Below are 17,961 nucleotides of genomic sequence, written 5' to 3' on the forward strand. Positions count from 1 at the left end.
GACAAAAAATTTAAATAAACTTTTGTCGCTCTACCATGTAAGTCGTTAAGATTTTATCAAAGGGTTTATTGATATCGGCTTCCACGTATTTAATTTGGTATTGACCACATTTTAACCGTATGCTCTTAAAGTAATCATCTACAGCACTTTCGTAACCCTCTTTTACTGTATCTGGATATAAATTAATATACTCATTAGTCTCTACATCAATAAACCGTTTGGGTGTATTATCAAAGTCAAACTTGAGCTCTTTGTTTTTATCTATCACATGAAATAAAACCACTTCATGCTTGTTGTACTTTAAATGTCGTAACGCTTCAAATAATTTCACCTCATCGGTTGCCGTTTGAAACATATCTGTAAAAAAGAAAATTAACGAACGTCTATGAATATTTTCAGCAATTTGATGTAAATAAGTATACGTTTCTGTTTGCTTATTCACTTGCTTTGACATCACCATATTACTCAATTCAGCTAATAACATCTGATGGTGACGTTCGCTTCCCTTTTCTGGTGCGTAATAATCATAAGCATCACTATAAATACTTAAGCCTACAGCATCACGCTGTTTCTTTAAAATATGCATTAATGAGGCAGATGCTAAAGCAGAAAAACCAATCTTATTTAACTTAGAAATACTAAAATCCTTGAGCTCTGGATAATGCATCGAACTACTGTTGTCTATAATTAAATGACAACGTAAGTTGGTTTCATCATCATAGCGTTTGGTATAAAGTTTATCGGTTTTAGCGTATAACTTCCAGTCAATATGTCGCGTGCTTTCGCCTTGATTATAAATTTTGTGTTCGGCAAACTCTGCAGAGAATCCGTGAAACGGACTCTTATGCATTCCAGCAATAAACCCTTCCACGACTTGCTTGGCAAGTAGCTCTAAGTTTTTAAAGCCGCCTGCTTTATTAAGTTCTGCCTGTAAATTCATTTGATTATTTTAAAATCCCATCTACGATGCCATAGGCTTTAGATTCTTCAGCACCCATCCAATGGTCACGATTAAAATCTTTCATTACCTTTTCAACATCTTGCCCACAGTTGTCTGCTAAAATTTGAGCACTTAATTCTTTTGTCTTTAAAATTTCCTGAGCTGTAATTTCTATATCACTTGCTTGTCCGCGAGCACCACCACTTGGTTGATGAATCATCACTCTGGCATGTGGCTGAATAAATCGTTTGCCTTTGGTTCCAACAGATAACAAAATAGAACCCATCGAAGCTGCCAAACCTGTGCAAATGGTAGACACATCACTATTTAACGACTTGATACAGTCATACATCGCAAATCCTGAAGTGACATAACCTCCCGGACTATTGATATACAAATGAATATCTTTCGTTTCTAACGCGTCTAAATACAATAAACGATCAATCACATGTTTAGCCGATTTATCATCTACCATACCCCAAAGAAACACCTTTCGGTCTTCTAATAATTTACTATCTATTAAGTCTTGTGCTTTTGTTTGCTTACTCATACATTATAATTTTAGTTAAAAATAAAAAAAGGTTCACCATAATGGCAAACCTTTTATCATTTCTTTTAGATTATATCTAATAATTCTTATAATAAAGAATCAATCGCGTCTGTATATGCATTTTTAGGAGCAACACCAACCTGACGACCAACAACCTCTCCGTTTTGGAATACCAAAACTGTCGGAATATTACGTACGCCATACTTAGCAGCAAACTCTTGATTCGCATCAACATCTACTTTACCTACTACAGCTTTACCGTCGTATTCTGTGCTAATTTCATCAATGATAGGTCCAACCATTCTACATGGTCCACACCAAGCAGCCCAAAAATCAACCATTACAGGTTTATCACTCTTTAATACTGTTTCTTCAAACGTTGCATCTGTTATTTCTAATGCCATAATTATAATATCTATATGTTTAACTTCGTTTTTATTTAATACACAAAATTAGTCAAAAATTTTGCCAAACCTTACATTGTCAGTATTTGTTTTGATTATGAGCATATTGAACAATTGTATCATAGCCTTTTGGGCGCATAAACCAGGCTCTCACTACTCGCTTCCCAACTAAAAAGTTGGGAGAGCTCAAACATACCGTTCCATCCTTTGCGCAAAATTAATTCTAAATGCAACTAAAAAGTTGCGTGTTAATAATTTTCTTTATAATTTAGCAACCACAAAGTTGCATATTAATCAAAAAACAAACAGTCATGAACGATGTCATTACAAAAGAAAAAGTATTTAATCATCCCATAAATAAGGTATGGGATGCCATTTCTAAAGCTGAAGAAATTTCAACGTGGTTTATTCAGGCCGATTTTAAAGCGCAAAAAGGCTATCAGTACACCTTCACTTCTGAACCTAACGAAAAAGGCTGCACAACCATTAGCGGAACCGTTAAAGAAGCGCATCCTTATGTTTTAGTATATACATGGATTGTCGCCGACACAAACGTAGAAACAACCGTAACCTGGAAACTAGAATCTGTTGCCGATGGTACTAAACTACATTTAGAACACTCTGGAATTTCCAATTATGAAGGCGACACAGCTATTGCCATGTTTGAAAGTTTTAATGGTGGATGGGAGAGCTGTATTAACGGACTTACAACTTATTTAAAACAAGAAGTGAATGCAGGATAAAATCACTCAGGTATTTAAAGCTATTGCCGATCCAACAAGGCGTGAGATTTTCCACGCCTTGGTCATAGCAAGTTCCGCCTTATCAATTACACAAATCGCGAGTCAGTTTGATATGAGCCGACAAGGCGTCACCAAACATATCAAAACCTTAGAAGGTGCTGGTTTAGTATCCCTCGACACTCAAGGGCGAGAACGCTTTTGTAATGCTAATGCAAAACCGCTTAAAGAAATTAATAAATGGATGACGTTCTATGAGCAATTCTGGGATGACTCATTAGAAAACCTAGGCAGTTATTTAGATGATAAAACCTCTTAAGATGGTATGGTATCTTGATGCTTTAACTGGAAATAACCATAAATTAAACTAGCACCACATACTAAAGTCATCAAATGATCTATAAAGGCATCTCCGTTGAACAATCCGTAAAAGGCTGCAGACAAACCTGCAATACCAACAAATAATAACGCATATCTTGTCGCTTTCATATCTGTAATTGATTTACTTTTTGATAGGTAGCGATTTAGAGGATATTGTTACATTTAATTCAACTTATACATCACATCGTTGCTTTCTAATTCCTGTAGCAATTCTTGAGAAATCTTGATTTTTTGCTTACGACTCGGCATGTTTAGTTTAATTTTTTCAAGATTGTCATAAATCACAAAATTAAGTGCTTTGTCACCTTGATGTATTCTAAATAAATCTTTAAGAGCCGTAATACGTTCTTGCTGTAAGTCCTTTATATTTAATTGTATTGATAGCTTTTTTGCATATGTATCCATGACATCATGAAGTAGTTGAAAACTATTAAACTGTAATCTTGGATCACTCTTTTTTCCTGTATCTCTATTTACCCAGCCTTCTCTAATAAAAGCTTTTACATATACAAAACTGTTTTTTACCAAAAAGTGTCGGTACTTGAGGTACTCTTCTCCAAATATCCTAAACTCATAACTATCGGTATAATCTTCAACCATAAACAAAGCCCAGCCTTTACCTTGTTTACTCACACGATGTTGTACATCGGTAACAACACCTCCAAAGGTGATTTCACGATTGACATAGTTTTCCAACTCGTTAAAAAGTGCCAGATTTCCATTACAAAAGGTTTTCATTTCTACTTTAAAATCATCTAAAGGATGACCAGAAATATAGACACCAACAACTTCCTTTTCCTGAGCTAATTTTTCCATAGTTCCCCATTCTTCACATGGAGGAACAACAGGCTCAGCAATTTGAACTTCACTGGTAGCTCCAAACAAACTCACCTGTGCCGAATTCTCGTTTTCCTGGTGTTTTGCTCCATATTTGATGGCTTTTTCTAAAAAGGTAATGCCATCACCATCATCATGGAAATATTGAGCACGATGGGTATCTCCAAATCCGTCAAAACCTCCAGCCAAAGCTAAATTTTCAAAGGCTTTTTTATTAGCAGCCCGCAAATCGATACGTTTGGCCAAATCAAAAATCGATTTATAATGACCGTCTTTTTTACGATTTTCAACTATGGTCATTACAGCGCCATGTCCAACACCTTTAATCGCTCCCATTCCAAAACGAACCGCATAATCTTGATTTACCGAAAACTTATAATATGACTCATTAACATCAGGTCCTAAAACATCTAAACGCATGCGTTTACACTCTTCCATAAAGAAGGTGACCTGCTTAATATCGTTCATATTGTTAGATAGAACGGCAGCCATATATTCGGCAGGATAATGTGCCTTTAAATAAGCGGTTTGATAAGCAATCCATGCATAACAAGTAGAGTGCGATTTATTAAAGGCATAACTAGCAAAGGCTTCCCAGTCTTTCCAGACTTTTTCTAAAATTTTAGCATCATGGCCATTCGCACTAGCCTGCTCAATAAACTTTGGCTTCATTTTATCCAAAACCGCAATTTGCTTTTTACCCATAGCTTTACGCAAAACATCGGCTTCACCTTTTGTAAAACCAGCAAGCTTTTGAGACAAAAGCATCACCTGCTCCTGGTATACTGTAATTCCGTAAGTTTCTTTGAGATACTCTTCCATTGCTGGTAAATCGTAAGCAATCTCCTCGTCACCATGTTTTCGTCTGGTAAAACTCGGAATGTATTCCATAGGTCCCGGACGATACAATGCGTTCATAGCAATAAGATCCTCAAAAACTGTTGGTTTTAACTCTTTTAAATGCTTTTGCATTCCGGGAGATTCATATTGAAATACACCAACCGTTTCTCCTCTTTGGAATAACGCATAGGTTTTTTCATCATCTAACGGAAAGCTATCTGGATCAAGCTCAATACCGTGTTTTGCTTTCACAATTTTAACGGTATCTTTAATTAAGGTTAAGGTCTTTAATCCTAAGAAATCCATTTTTAACAATCCAGCATCCTCAACCACCGAGTTATCAAATTGAGTGACATACAAATCTGAATCTTTTGCTGTTGCCACAGGGACAAACTTAGTAATATCATCGGGTGTGATAATCACACCACAGGCATGAATACCTGTATTTCGAACAGAGCCTTCCAGTGTTCTGGCCAGATTTACCGTTTCAGATTCTAAATCGCTACCATCTGCAATATTGAGGAGTTGATTAACTTTTTCTAAATCTTCAGCTCTAAATTTCTTCCCTAATTCCTTTTCATCTAGACCAAAAATTTTATTGAGTTTAGACATGGTCGGAATCAACTTAGCAATTCTATCGGCATCAAATAAAGGTAAATCTAAAACCCTTGCCGTATCTCTAATAGATGACTTTGCGGCCATGGTTCCGTAGGTAATAATTTGAGCGACCTGATTACTGCCGTATTTTTTAATCACATAATCCATAACACGACTACGACCTTCATCATCAAAATCGATATCAATATCTGGCATGCTTACACGATCTGGATTTAAAAAACGCTCAAAAAGCAAATCATACTTTAAAGGGTCGATATTTGTAATCCAAAGACAATAGGCAACTACCGAACCAGCTGCCGAACCACGTCCAGGTCCAACCGACACATCCATATTTCTTGCCTCTCTAATAAAATCTTCAACTATTAAAAAGTAACCAGGATATCCCGTGTTTTCAATAACACTCAGTTCAAAATCAAGACGTTCTATGACTTCTTCAGAAAGTTCTTCACCATAACGTTTTTTAGCACCTTGATAGGTTAAATGTTTTAAGTAAGCATTTTCTCCACGTTTTCCGCCATCGTCTAAATCGGCTGCATCTTTAAATTCTTCTGGAATATCAAAAGCAGGTAATAATACATCACGAGCCAATTGAAAGGCTTCAACTTTATCAACAACTTCCTGAATATTAATAATGGCTTCAGGAATGTCTCTGAAAAGTGCTTTCATCTCTTCCGAAGACTTAAAATAGTACTCCTGATTTGGTAAGCCATAGCGATAGCCGCGACCTCTTCCAATAGGAGTTGCTTGTTTTTCACCGTCTTTTACACATAGTAAAATATCATGAGCATTGGCATCATCTTGATGGCAATAATACGTATTGTTGGTAGCAACGAGTTTCACATCATGCTTTTGAGCAAGCTTAATTAATACTGGGTTAACACGGTTTTCATCCTCTTGATCGTGTCGCATAAGTTCTACATAAAGATCATCTCCAAATGTAGATTTCCACCATATTAAAGCTTCTTCGGCTTGATTTTCTCCAACATTTAATACTTTGCTTGGCACTTCACCATACAGGTTTCCTGTCAAACAAATTAAATCGTCTTTATACTGTTCAATGAGCTTTTTGTCAATTCGCGGTAAGTAGTAAAACCCATCTACGAAAGCATGAGATGACAACTTTGCTAAATTGTGATATCCGTTTTTGTTTTTAGCAATAAGAACAATTTGGTAGCCATTATCTTTTCTAGTCTTATCGGTATGATTTTCACACACAAAAAACTCACAACCTAAAATTGGCTTAATTTCTCTTAAGTTAGATTGTTCGCCTTTAGCTTCTGCTTCTGAAATTTTAGCTTTAACCGATTTGTTATGATTGTTAACAGCTTTTACAAAGTGAAAAGCTCCCATCATATTAGCATGATCGGTAAGTGCCACAGCTGGCATATTGTGCTCTGCTGCTACAGCTACTAAATCTGTAATACTAATTGTAGATTGTAATACTGAAAACTGAGAATGATTATGAAGATGAACAAAATCGACGGTTTTTAAATCTGAAATGTTCTCTTTTATTTCAGCTTCTGAAATATCATTAGTTTGAAGCTTTTGGAGTCGCTCATTTATTTTAGCACTTTCTCTTTTGAGATTGATATGCCGTAACCCGATAAGTTGGATGGGTTGAGGATTCGCCTTATTGAAGTTTTCAAAGTAGTTTGGCTGAACATCTAATTGTTCTTTGGTATACTCCCCTAATCTAACCAATTCAAAAAAGCAACGTGTTGTGGCTTCAACATCGGCTGTCGCATTGTGAGCTTCGGCAAAAGGAATGTTAAATAAATGCTGGTGTAATTCGGTTAAGGTAGGAAGTTTAAACTTTCCGCCTCGTCCACCAGGAATTTGACAAAGCTCTGCTGTATGTTCTGTACAGGTATCTAAAACCTGAAGCTCCTGAAGTTGATTAGCAATATCTTCTCTTACAAATTCGGCTCCCATAATATTGAGATCGAAGGTCACATTTTGACCAACTACAAATTTGGTTTTAGATAATGCGTCATTAAATTTTTCTAATACCTCTTGAAGTGGCACACCTTGCTCTTGAGCTAATTCGGTAGAGATTCCATGAATCTTCTCAGCATCATAAGGGATGTTAAATCCTTCAGGCTGCACTAAATAATCCTGATGATCGATACAGTGTCCCATCGCGTCATGAAGTTGCCATGCAATTTGTATGCATCTTGGCCAATTATCAACATCTGTAATTGGTGCATCCCAGCGTTTAGGTAGTCCTGTGGTCTCGGTATCAAAAATTAAATACATGTAATTCTATTTCAATTTTAGTTGAATTCTTTAGCTAAAAGAATCAAAAAGTAAGTCAATAAAATTACGAAGAAACTCGGCTTTTTTAAAAGGAAAGTTATAAACAGTTTTAAACAAAAAAAGTCAGCTTATAAAAGCTGACTTTTAACTATTAACTTATAGGTATTAGGATACTAATTCCTCATGAACTTTCTCTGTATTAATTGCTGATTGAATTGCATTTCTATGTTTCAATAGCATACGATCAATTGTTGGAGGCAAATTAGGCTCGTTAATCAGTTCGTTATAAACTTCTAAACTTGCTTCCTCACCGCGAATAGCCTCTTCTAAAACCGGCTCTTCACTATTAGAACTGAACGTCGATTTTAAAGTCGTCCAATTACGATGCATTGTACCTTTAAAACTACCTGAATCTTCTGGGATTTCTCCATATTGTAAGATTTCGGTTCTCAACTCCTTAGCAAATTCGCTTCGCTCTGAAGCCCTTCGTTTAAAAAACATTTTTAATTTATCACTTTCAACATTATTAATGGCATTTAAATACCCTTTCTCGGCATCATAGTTTTTTACTAATAATTCATTTAACTTGTTTGAAATTTTTTCTGAATACTTCATATTATCTTTTACATTTTTAAATTTCAATACCTTCTTTTGGGATGCGTATTGTTTCACATCTTGTTATATATAGTATACTAAAAATTGTAGGAAAAATCAAACAAATTAACATCTTTAACAAAGACTTAAGACTATTTAACAAAAAAACCCAGACAACTGTTGTCTGGGTTTCATATTATAATCGTTTATAGCAGATAATTACATATCATCTAAATAGTCTGGCAATCCATCCATGTCTGTGTCTAATGCATCAGCAGGATCTCCATCAAGGTTAGGATCGGCATTTTCATTGATGGTTAAAATAGTATCATCATCATCATCGGTATCTAAATAATTAGGAATCCCATCGCCATCAGTATCACCTGGTTCAAATTGTGTAAACAGTCCGTCACCATCATCATCATTATCTAAATAATCTACATCAGTATCACCATCAGTATCGATTGGATTTCCATCAGCATCTTTAGCTTCATCTATAGTTAAAACACCGTCACCATCATCGTCATCATCAAGATAATTAGCAATCCCGTCATTATCTGTATCATCATTTGTTAAATCACCATCACCATCAAAGTCTTCAAAAGCATTTGGTACGCCATCATTATCATCATCACCGCAATCTAAATTATCTAGAGCCAATTGAATACTTCCATCGTCATCTCCACAAGTTTCTAATTGTTGTTCTAAGTAAAATCTATAATTATCACAAGCTACAGCGTAGTTAGCAATAGTTGCTGCTTCGATAGCTGCTTGTGCTGTATTTCTGTTTTGTGTAGCGAAAGTACATCTAAACGGACACACGTTTAATTCATCTATAGCTTGCTGAAGTTCACCATCTAAATCACCACAATAGTCACGTTGAACTCTTAGAGCTTCTCTGTACGTATTACAAGTACTTTGGTAAGTATCTTGATCTATATATTCTAAACTAGGATCAAAAGAAGCCAGCCAATTCGCTCTTGCTTCAAGTGCAATTTCTTCGGTATCATCACAAGTTATCACTACAGCAGGAATACTTCCAGACACTAATGGAACTCTATAAAAGATTCCACCAGTTATTGGATCTTGTTCTGTAATGCCTCCAAAATTTATCACATTTAAGCCAGATTCATCAAAAGCATTAAATTCAAAACTACCAGTAAATGTATTGTTATTAATTTCATCCAATTTCACAAAGCCGTATTCAGGATATATTGAGACTGTTGGATCAGGTCTGTTATTCGTAGAGTAAACCGTTCCGTTAGCATCGACATAACGTCCTTCCATAGAATTCACGTCACCAAGAATATAAGTTCCAACAGCAACCGAAGGTATTGTAAGCGAAACTGTTTCTACATTATTTCCGGCATTGATTGTTAAATATCCGTTTTCATCGATAGATGCGTTAGTAAATTCAGCTTTCCAAAGCACTTCATTTCTATTGCCTTGAAATGCAGGCGAGTTGAATTCTACTTCATCACCACAGCTTACTAAAGTTAATACAGTTATAAAAAGTACAGCTAATCTTTTCATTGCTTTATTTTTCTACCTCAAAATATAAAGAGGTACATTTTAGGTTAAACATAACGTTTTAGAACTCCCAAAAGTATAATAAAATTTCAATATGTCTTAATTTGAAATAAAATGTTGAGAATTAAATTATTGTATTATCTTTGCGCCTCATTAATAATCGAGGTCGAGAACCTCACAAATTAATTACACATATGCCTGTAAAAATTAGATTACAAAGACACGGTAAAAAAGGGAAACCTTATTATTGGATCGTTGCAGCAGATGCAAGATCAAAAAGAGATGGTAAATACTTAGAAAAATTAGGTGCTTACAATCCAAACACTAATCCAGCAACTATTGAATTAAATGTTGATGGAGCAGTACAATGGCTACAAAATGGTGCACAACCAACTGACACAGCCAGAGCAATTTTATCTTACAAAGGTGCATTGCTTAAAAACCACTTAGCTGGTGGAGTTACTAAAGGTGCTTTAACTGAAGAGCAAGCAGAAGCTAAATTTAATGCTTGGTTAGAAGATAAAGCTGCTAAAGTACAAGCTAAAGAAGCTGGATTATCTGATGCTCAAGCGAAAGCTAAAGCTGAAGCATTAGCAGCTGAAAAAGCTGTCAACGAAGCTAGAATTGCAGCCGCAGCTCCTGTTGTTGAAGAAGCAACTGAAGAAGCTGAAGGTGAAGGTGAAGTTACAGCTTCAAACGAAGAAGAATAGAAATTTATTTTTTTATACTTTTAAACTCCGATACGCTGTGTCGGAGTTTTTTAGTTTTATAACTTATATGTTCCAATACTTAGGAAAATAAAATTACACGCTACATGCAAAAAAAAGACTGCTTCTTTCTTGGTAAAATTGTAAAAAAATACAGTTTTAAAGGTGAGTTACTCGTTAAGCTAGATACCGATGAGCCTGAGCTTTACGAACAGATGGACTCTGTATTTGTAGAGGTTAGAAATAATCTCGTTCCGTTTTTTATTGAGTCCTCTCAATTACATAAATCTGAATTGTTACGAATTAAGTTTGAAGATGTTGATACCGAGGCAGATGCAGATGCTCTTATTAAAAGCGAATTGTATTTACCTCTGGAATTCTTACCAAAACTAGATGATGATAAGTTTTATTTTCATGAAATTATCGGCTTTAAAGTCGAGGACAAAAATTTTGGACATGTAGGCATTATTACATCTGTTAATGATTCTACGGCGCAATCCCTTTTTGAAATTGACAGAGATGGTATTGAAATCCTGATTCCGATGAATGACGAGTTTATCTCTAAAGTCGATAAACCAAATAAGACCATTTTTGTTGATACACCTGAAGGTTTGATAGATTTGTACTTGGAAGAAAACTAGTTTTTGTCATGCTGAATTTATATCAGCATCACATCACGCATAACAATAATGAGATACTAAATCATGTTCAGGACAACATAATGAATAAACCTTTTCAATTCAAACAATTTACGGTTAATCAGGATCAATGTGCCATGAAAATTGGTACTGATGGTGTTTTGTTAGGTGCATGGACTTCAGTAGAACAACATCCGTTTTCAATTTTAGATATTGGTGCAGGCACTGGTGTTTTATCCTTAATGTTAGCACAACGAAGCCATGCTGAAGTTATAGAAGCTTTAGAAATTGACGATAGCGCCTATGAGCAATGTGTTGACAATTTTGAGCAATCCCCTTGGAATGATCGCCTTTTTTGCTATCACGCCTCTTTAGAAGAATTTGCCGAAGAAATTGAAGACCAATACGATGTCATTATTTGCAATCCGCCTTTCTATTCTGAAACCTTTAAAACCAAGAGCAAGCAACGTGACTTAGCACGGTTTCAAGATGCGATGCCTTTTGAACACCTCATAGAAAGTGTTGCTGTTTTACTTTCAGAAAGCGGACTGTTTTCGGTAGTAATTCCTTTTTCTGAAGAACAACAATTTATAGCAATGGCTTCAAACGCTGGTCTTTTTCCGAAGCGAATCACACGAGTTAAAGGAAGTCCGGCTTCAGAACTTAAACGCAGTCTTATCGAATTTACATATTCAAAAACCGAAGTTGAAACGTCAGAATTAATCATTGAAACTGAGCGTCATCACTATACGAAAGACTACATTGAACTTACCAAAGATTTTTATATGAAAATGTAAGATAGCTTTTGCTCTATGAAAACGTTTTCGTTACTTTTGCTTTAAACTTTGCAAACAACAATATGAAGCCAGATTTATTCGAAGCACCAGATTATTACAACTTAGATGAATTACTAACTGAAGAGCACAAATTAGTGCGTGATGCAGCCAGAGATTGGGTAAAACGCGATGTCTCTCCAATCATTGAAGAGGCTGCCCAAAATGCTGAATTTCCTAAATCAATTATTGGAGGTTTAGCTGAAATTGGCGCATTCGGACCTTATATTCCTGTAGAATATGGAGGTGCTGGTTTGGATCAAATTTCTTATGGATTAATCATGCAAGAGATTGAACGTGGTGACTCTGGAGTACGTAGTACAGCCTCAGTACAATCCTCATTAGTGATGTACCCTATCTGGAAATATGGAAACGAAGCACAACGTCAAAAATATTTACCAAAATTAGCCTCTGGAGAATGGATAGGTTCCTTTGGTTTAACCGAACCAGACCATGGAAGTAATCCTGGCGGAATGACTACTAATTTTAAAGATATGGGTGATCATTATCTTTTAAATGGTGCAAAAATGTGGATCTCTAATGCTCCTTTTTGTCAAATCGCAGTGGTTTGGGCTAAAAATGAAGAAGGTCGAATTCACGGCTTAATTGTTGAACGTGGCATGGAAGGCTTTACAACGCCTGAAACACATAATAAATGGTCGTTGAGAGCATCTGCTACAGGTGAACTTATTTTTGATAATGTAAAAATTCCTAAAGAGAATTTACTCCCAAACAAATCTGGTCTTGGCGCACCACTTGGATGCCTAGATTCTGCACGTTTTGGTATTGCTTGGGGCGCCATTGGTGCTGCAATGGATTGTTACGATACCGCACTTCGTTATAGTAAAGAGCGTATTCAATTTGGAAAACCCATAGGACAGTTTCAATTACAACAAAAGAAATTAGCCGAAATGATTACCGAAATTACGAAAGCGCAATTATTAGCTTGGCGACTCGGTGTGATGCGTGAAAACGGCACAGCAACATCTGCTCAAATTTCTATGGCGAAACGTAATAATGTTGATATGGCAATTAACATTGCTCGTGAAGCAAGACAAATGTTAGGCGGCATGGGAATTACAGGAGAATACAGTATTATGCGTCATTCAATGAACCTGGAAAGTGTAATTACTTATGAAGGAACTCACGATATTCATTTATTGATTACTGGTTTAGATATTACAGGTCTAAACGCATTTAAATAAACTTAGCGTCTTAGTTGCTTATTTAACTAAATATGCTTTAAAAATTTTTATGCCTCTCTACTTGGAGAGGCTTTTTTATGACAAGCATTTTAATCGTATCTTTATAAGAATGAAAAACACCTATATCCTTTTTCTTCTTTTAATGTTTTCGTTATCCTGTAGTTCAACAGATATTACAAATAGCGATATAGTAACTATTGAAGAAACCGAAACTACAGACACTGAAGACACAAATGAAGATACTGATTCTACATCAGAAACCTCAAAAAGCTATAAGCTTCTTTCGCTTGGAGACAGTTATACTATTGGACAAAGTGTTTGCGCTACTTGCAGATTTCCGGAGCAATTAAAAGACAGCTTGCTTAATCGTATAAACAATAGTGAATTCTCCCTGAATGTTATTGCGCAAACTGGATGGACAACACGTAACTTAATAGAAGCTATTGAAAGTAACCTATTGGATAACGATTATGATATAGTCACGTTATTAATCGGTGTCAATAACCAATATCAAAACAAACCGTTTTCATTGTATCAATCTGAATTTCCACTATTAGTTCAAACAGCTATTACAGCAGCTCAAGGTGATAAAACAAATGTGGTTGTACTATCTATTCCAGATTATGCCTATACTACTTTTGGACAAAATAACGGCAATCCTGAAGAAACCTCAAGCGAGATTGATATGTACAATGCTTTTGCTGAAAACTATTGTAATCAGCAAGACATCATATTTTTAAATATTACCGATATTACAAGGCTGGGTTTAGAAAATACCAGTTTAGTAGCTTCTGATGGCTTACACCCTTCTGAGTTAGCTTATAGTAAATTTGTTGAACGTCTGCTTCCCATTGTTATCGAAAAAATTGAATGAGATATTACAGGTTGACTAATTTCTGCTTATTTTAGTTGAAAGTTTATTCATGTCATCAAAATCCAGACTAGATCGCGCTTATAAAACTGCAAAAGTTGTCAACTTTGACGACTCTAGTAAAATTGTTCTGTTTAGTGATTGCCATAGAGGCGATAATAGTTTCGCTGATGATTTTGCTAATAATCGCAACATATATTTTCATGCTTTAAAGCATTATTATGCTGAAGGTTTTAGCTATTGTGAATTAGGTGATGGCGATGAACTCTGGGAAAACCTTTCTTTTGAATCTATATTAAACGCTCATAAAAATGTGTATATGCTTATGAAGTTATTTCATGAGCAAGATCGCCTCCATATGATTTGGGGAAATCATGATATGGTGTATCGCGATCCTAAGTATGTAGAAAAAAACTTATCGACTTATTTTGATCCAAAAATAGGTGAAGATGTAGAACTGTTTTGCGATATTAAATATCATGAAGGTGTGGTTTTAAAACATTCGGAAACAGGACAAGAATTATTTTTAACGCATGGTCATCAAGCCGATTGGTGGAATTATCTCTTTTGGAAATGGAGTCGTTTTATGGTTCGTATTCTGTGGAAACCGTTAAACGTCATGGGCATTGCCGATCCTACCAGTCCAGCTAAAAACTACAAAGAATTAATTAAAGTTGAGCGTCGCACAAAAAAATGGATTATTGAAAATAACAACCTTATCACCATAGTTGGTCATACTCACAGACCACGTTTTCCGGAGCCTGGGGATATCGCATTTTTTAACGACGGAAGTTGTGTACACCCTCGAAGTATTACAGGTATTGAAATTGAAAATGGTGAGATTTCTCTCATTAAATGGCAAATTGCAACCACAGATGATGGCACGTTAAAGATAGTTAGAGTGTTATTAGAAGGTCCGCGAAAATTGATAGATTATAAAACAGATTAGCTTTCGGGAGCTAGTTCTACTTCTAAGCCTTCCATATCTGGAGTCATTTGAATTTGACAGCCTAAACGCGAGTTGTCTTTAACATAAAAGGCTTCACTTAGCATCGCCTCTTCATCATCTTGCATTTCTGGTAATTGGGTATCACTCAATACATAACACTGACAAGACGCACACATGGCCATTCCGCCACAAACACCAATTGTGCCTTCAGGAGCAAGCTCGTATGAACGTACAACTTCCATAAGGTTCATAGCCATATCTGTAGGTGCCTGAATCTCATGAGTCACGCCTTCCCTATCGGTTATTTTTATATTGATGTCTTGTTCCATGAGTTATTCTATTGCTTTTACAACTGCTTTTGGTGCTTCTTTTCGCGTGCCATCAAATCCGTCTACTCCTGCAACCGTCGTGTATTTCATTACATAGCGTTTTCCTGGGTTGATTATTTGATATGCCGCTTGACACATTAAAGTAGCTTCGTGGAAGCCACATAAAATTAATTTTAATTTTCCAGGATAGGTATTTACATCACCAATAGCAAAAATGCCTGGAATATTGGTTTGGTAATCTAATGCATTGTTAACAACAATCGCATTTTTTTCGATCTCTAATCCCCAATTTGCAATAGGGCCGAGTTTAGGTGATAAACCAAAGAGTGGAATAAAATGATCGCACTCTATTTCAAACTCTTTTTCGATATGTTGTGCTTGCTTTACTACAACCGCTTTTACTTTTTCATCACCAACAATAACAATGACCTCAGCAGGTGTTACCAGATTTATTTTCTTTTTATTTTTTAAATCCTGTACTTTTTCTACAGAATCTAAGTGCCCACGAAACTCATTACGTCTATGAATTAAGGTGACTTCTTTTGCTACATCACTCAAAAAGATACTCCAGTCTAGAGCCGAATCGCCGCCTCCAGCAATAACCACTTTTTTATTTCTATACATTTCAGGGTCTTTGATGATGTACTCCACCCCTTTGTCTTCAAAATGAGCAATATTATGAATTAAAGGTTTGCGTGGCTCAAAGCTCCCCAATCCGCCAGCAATTGCCACGACAGGCGCATGATGTTGTGTCCCTTTATTGGTTGTAACAATAAAGCTGCCATCATCTTGCTTATCGATAGTTTCGGCGCGTTCACCCAGTGTAAAACTAGGTTCAAATTGTTTGCATTGCTCTAATAACTTATCGGTTAAATCGCCAGCGAGAATCTCAGGATAAGCAGGTATATCATAGATAGGTTTTTTAGGATATATCTCTGAACATTGTCCGCCAGGTTGCGGTAAAGCATCAATTAAGTGGCATTTTAACTTGAGAAGACCCGCTTCAAACACAGTAAATAACCCTGTTGGTCCAGCTCCTATGATAAGTATATCGGTTTTAATCATAATTTAACCCACAAAAGTGGGTGTCTCTTTAATTTAACTTTGCGCTTCCAAAGTTCGTATATTCAACATGTATTTTTTATGATATTTGTCAGTTTGCGTGAAGGATTGAGCGGCTTGTTTGAGCTCCTCGAAGAGAGCGAGTAGTGAAAGCCTGACCCTTGTGGTCACGCCCAACTAAATTTCAATATTAATAACTTGTTCTATTTGAGGCGCGTATTTTTTAATGGTCATTTCGACGCCAGATTTGAGTGTCATCTGGTTGACACTACAACCAACACAAGCGCCTTGAAGCTGCACTTTAACCAGCTTGTCATCTTCAATAGATAACAGCGAAATATCTCCACCATCACTTTGTAAGAATGGACGAATTTCGTCTAACGCTTTTTCGACATTTAATCTAAGTTCTTCTGTACTCATTTATTTTTTATTTACTGCTGAACATCCAGCCATAGTCGTTATTTTAATAGCTTCGGTTGGTGGTAAATCGTCATTACGTCTAACCACTTCTTCAACCACATTTTGAGTTAATTTCTCAAAAGCCTGTTCCAGAGGTGTTGCTGTTTGCAAAGCTGCTGGTCGACCAACATCTCCTGCTTCTCTAATGCTTTGTACCAATGGTAGCTGTCCCAGAAAAGGAACTTTTAAATCTTCAGAAAGGTTTTTTGCACCTTCTTTTCCGAAGATATAGTACTTATGATCTGGAAGCTCCTCAGGTGTAAAGTAAGCCATATTTTCGATAATACCTAGTACAGGCACATTGATACTTTCTTGCTGAAACATAGCGACACCTTTTTTGGCATCTGCAAGGGCTACATTTTGAGGTGTACTAACAACCACAGCTCCAGTTATAGGAAGTGATTGCATGATACTTAAATGGATATCACCTGTTCCTGGAGGTAAATCGATAAGCATAAAATCAAGTTCTCCCCAAGCGGCATCAAAAATCATTTGATTTAATGCTTTTGCTGCCATAGGACCTCTCCAAACTACAGCCTGATCTGGTTTGGTAAAAAAGCCAATCGATAATAGTTTAACGCCATAGTTTTCAACAGGTCGCATTTTAGATTTTCCGTCTATAGTCACTGCTAAAGGTCGCTCCAGTTCTACATCAAACATAATGGGCATAGATGGCCCATAAATATCGGCATCTAAAACGCCTACTTTAAATCCCATTTTTGCCAATGTAACGGCTAGGTTAGCTGTTACAGTAGATTTTCCTACACCACCTTTTCCTGAAGCAACAGCAATAATATTTTGAATACCAGGAATAGACTTTCCTTTTATGACATTTGGAGCCGATTGTGTTGGTGCATCTACCTTAACATTTACTGTAATCTTAGCTTTTTCATACACGATGTCATGAATGGTTTTCATGATGTCGACTTCGGTTTTCTTTTTGGCTTGAAGACTTGGATTTGTGATGGTGATATCGACAATAACTTCATCGGCAAAAGTTACCACATTAGTTACTGCGCCACTTTCGACCATATTTTGTCCGTCACCAGGTGCTGATATGGTTTCTAAGGCTTTAAGTATATCTTGTTTATTTATTTTCATAGCGTTTTTTACGTTGTTTTAGAATTCATCTTATTCAGACTAATTCTAAATGCAAAGATACTGTGAATTGTTTAGAATTTGAAACCCTTTTAATTGAAATGAGTAATAGTAATAGTG

Annotated in this window: 19 protein-coding genes; 8 read left to right on the forward strand and 11 right to left on the reverse strand. The window is 36.1% G+C overall.

Going from position 1 to position 17,961, the window contains the following annotated elements; all coding sequences use genetic code 11:
• Positions 1-10: 10 nt before the first annotated feature.
• From H7350_RS01770 to trxA, 3 genes are all read right to left on the reverse strand, one after another.
• Positions 11-940, reverse strand: coding sequence for a DUF58 domain-containing protein (locus H7350_RS01770; RefSeq protein ID WP_204344153.1), 930 nt, complete (start codon positions 938-940; stop codon positions 11-13).
• A gap of 4 nt (positions 941-944) precedes the next feature.
• On the reverse strand, positions 945-1,490 hold the full coding sequence (locus tag H7350_RS01775; RefSeq protein ID WP_204344154.1) for a ClpP family protease: 546 nt from the start codon (positions 1,488-1,490) through the stop codon (positions 945-947).
• Positions 1,491-1,576: 86 nt separating this feature from the next.
• Positions 1,577-1,897 carry a thioredoxin gene (gene trxA / locus H7350_RS01780; RefSeq protein WP_476705363.1) on the reverse strand — a complete coding sequence of 107 codons (321 nt, stop codon included), beginning with the start codon at positions 1,895-1,897 and terminating at the stop codon, positions 1,577-1,579.
• 308 nt (positions 1,898-2,205) lie between these two features.
• Between trxA and H7350_RS01785 the strand changes: the two genes are divergently transcribed.
• Positions 2,206-2,637 (forward strand): SRPBCC family protein, encoded by a 432-nt coding sequence (locus tag H7350_RS01785; protein ID WP_204344156.1) that lies wholly within the window; start codon positions 2,206-2,208, stop codon positions 2,635-2,637.
• Positions 2,627-2,953: an ArsR/SmtB family transcription factor gene (locus H7350_RS01790; RefSeq protein WP_204344157.1), complete on the forward strand. Its 327-nt coding sequence runs from the start codon at positions 2,627-2,629 to the stop codon at positions 2,951-2,953. The genes H7350_RS01785 and H7350_RS01790 overlap by 11 nt, the downstream gene beginning before the upstream one ends.
• Here the strand turns inward: H7350_RS01790 and H7350_RS01795 are convergent.
• The 4 genes from H7350_RS01795 to H7350_RS01810 all read right to left on the reverse strand — a co-directional run bounded on the left by H7350_RS01795 (position 2,950) and on the right by H7350_RS01810 (position 9,693).
• Positions 2,950-3,123, reverse strand: coding sequence for a hypothetical protein (locus H7350_RS01795; protein WP_204344158.1), 174 nt, complete (start codon positions 3,121-3,123; stop codon positions 2,950-2,952). The genes H7350_RS01790 and H7350_RS01795 overlap by 4 nt on opposite strands.
• 54 nt (positions 3,124-3,177) lie before the next feature.
• The gene (gene dnaE, locus H7350_RS01800; RefSeq protein WP_204344159.1) at positions 3,178-7,566 is read right to left on the reverse strand and encodes a DNA polymerase III subunit alpha; all 4,389 of its coding nucleotides are present in this window, start codon (positions 7,564-7,566) and stop codon (positions 3,178-3,180) included.
• Between the two features lie 165 nt (positions 7,567-7,731).
• Positions 7,732-8,181: a ferritin-like domain-containing protein gene (locus tag H7350_RS01805; RefSeq protein ID WP_204344160.1), complete on the reverse strand. Its 450-nt coding sequence runs from the start codon at positions 8,179-8,181 to the stop codon at positions 7,732-7,734.
• Between the two features lie 198 nt (positions 8,182-8,379).
• Positions 8,380-9,693 (reverse strand): DUF6252 domain-containing protein, encoded by a 1,314-nt coding sequence (locus H7350_RS01810; RefSeq protein ID WP_204344161.1) that lies wholly within the window; start codon positions 9,691-9,693, stop codon positions 8,380-8,382.
• Between the two features lie 191 nt (positions 9,694-9,884).
• Here H7350_RS01810 and H7350_RS01815 point away from each other — a divergent pair, with 191 nt between their 5' ends.
• The 6 genes from H7350_RS01815 (at position 9,885) to H7350_RS01840 (ending at position 14,893) form a co-directional block, all read left to right on the forward strand.
• On the forward strand, positions 9,885-10,400 hold the full coding sequence (locus H7350_RS01815; RefSeq protein ID WP_204344162.1) for a 30S ribosomal protein S16: 516 nt from the start codon (positions 9,885-9,887) through the stop codon (positions 10,398-10,400).
• Between the two features lie 104 nt (positions 10,401-10,504).
• Complete coding sequence (rimM, locus tag H7350_RS01820; RefSeq protein WP_204344163.1) at positions 10,505-11,038, forward strand: ribosome maturation factor RimM; 534 nt, start codon at positions 10,505-10,507, stop codon at positions 11,036-11,038.
• 80 nt (positions 11,039-11,118) lie between these two features.
• Positions 11,119-11,832, forward strand: coding sequence for a tRNA1(Val) (adenine(37)-N6)-methyltransferase (locus H7350_RS01825; RefSeq protein ID WP_204344932.1), 714 nt, complete (start codon positions 11,119-11,121; stop codon positions 11,830-11,832).
• A gap of 62 nt (positions 11,833-11,894) precedes the next feature.
• The gene (locus tag H7350_RS01830) at positions 11,895-13,073 is read left to right on the forward strand and encodes an acyl-CoA dehydrogenase family protein (RefSeq protein ID WP_204344164.1); all 1,179 of its coding nucleotides are present in this window, start codon (positions 11,895-11,897) and stop codon (positions 13,071-13,073) included.
• A gap of 109 nt (positions 13,074-13,182) precedes the next feature.
• Positions 13,183-13,947: an SGNH/GDSL hydrolase family protein gene (locus tag H7350_RS01835; RefSeq protein WP_204344165.1), complete on the forward strand. Its 765-nt coding sequence runs from the start codon at positions 13,183-13,185 to the stop codon at positions 13,945-13,947.
• Positions 13,948-13,996: 49 nt separating this feature from the next.
• Positions 13,997-14,893 carry a metallophosphoesterase family protein gene (locus H7350_RS01840; RefSeq protein WP_204344166.1) on the forward strand — a complete coding sequence of 299 codons (897 nt, stop codon included), beginning with the start codon at positions 13,997-13,999 and terminating at the stop codon, positions 14,891-14,893.
• Here the strand turns inward: H7350_RS01840 and H7350_RS01845 are convergent.
• The 4 genes from H7350_RS01845 to H7350_RS01860 all read right to left on the reverse strand — a co-directional run bounded on the left by H7350_RS01845 (position 14,890) and on the right by H7350_RS01860 (position 17,844).
• Complete coding sequence (locus H7350_RS01845) at positions 14,890-15,222, reverse strand: 2Fe-2S iron-sulfur cluster-binding family protein (RefSeq protein ID WP_204344167.1); 333 nt, start codon at positions 15,220-15,222, stop codon at positions 14,890-14,892. The genes H7350_RS01840 and H7350_RS01845 overlap by 4 nt on opposite strands.
• 3 nt (positions 15,223-15,225) lie before the next feature.
• Positions 15,226-16,287, reverse strand: coding sequence for an NAD(P)/FAD-dependent oxidoreductase (locus tag H7350_RS01850; RefSeq protein ID WP_204344168.1), 1,062 nt, complete (start codon positions 16,285-16,287; stop codon positions 15,226-15,228).
• 174 nt (positions 16,288-16,461) lie between these two features.
• Positions 16,462-16,704: a NifU family protein gene (locus tag H7350_RS01855; protein WP_204344169.1), complete on the reverse strand. Its 243-nt coding sequence runs from the start codon at positions 16,702-16,704 to the stop codon at positions 16,462-16,464.
• A complete protein-coding gene (locus tag H7350_RS01860; protein WP_204344170.1) occupies positions 16,705-17,844 on the reverse strand; it encodes an Mrp/NBP35 family ATP-binding protein in 1,140 nt (379 codons plus the stop codon).
• Positions 17,845-17,961: the final 117 nt, after the last annotated feature.

The sequence above is a fragment of the Psychroserpens algicola genome (genome assembly GCF_014526325.1).
Lineage (GTDB): Bacteria > Bacteroidota > Bacteroidia > Flavobacteriales > Flavobacteriaceae > Psychroserpens > Psychroserpens algicola.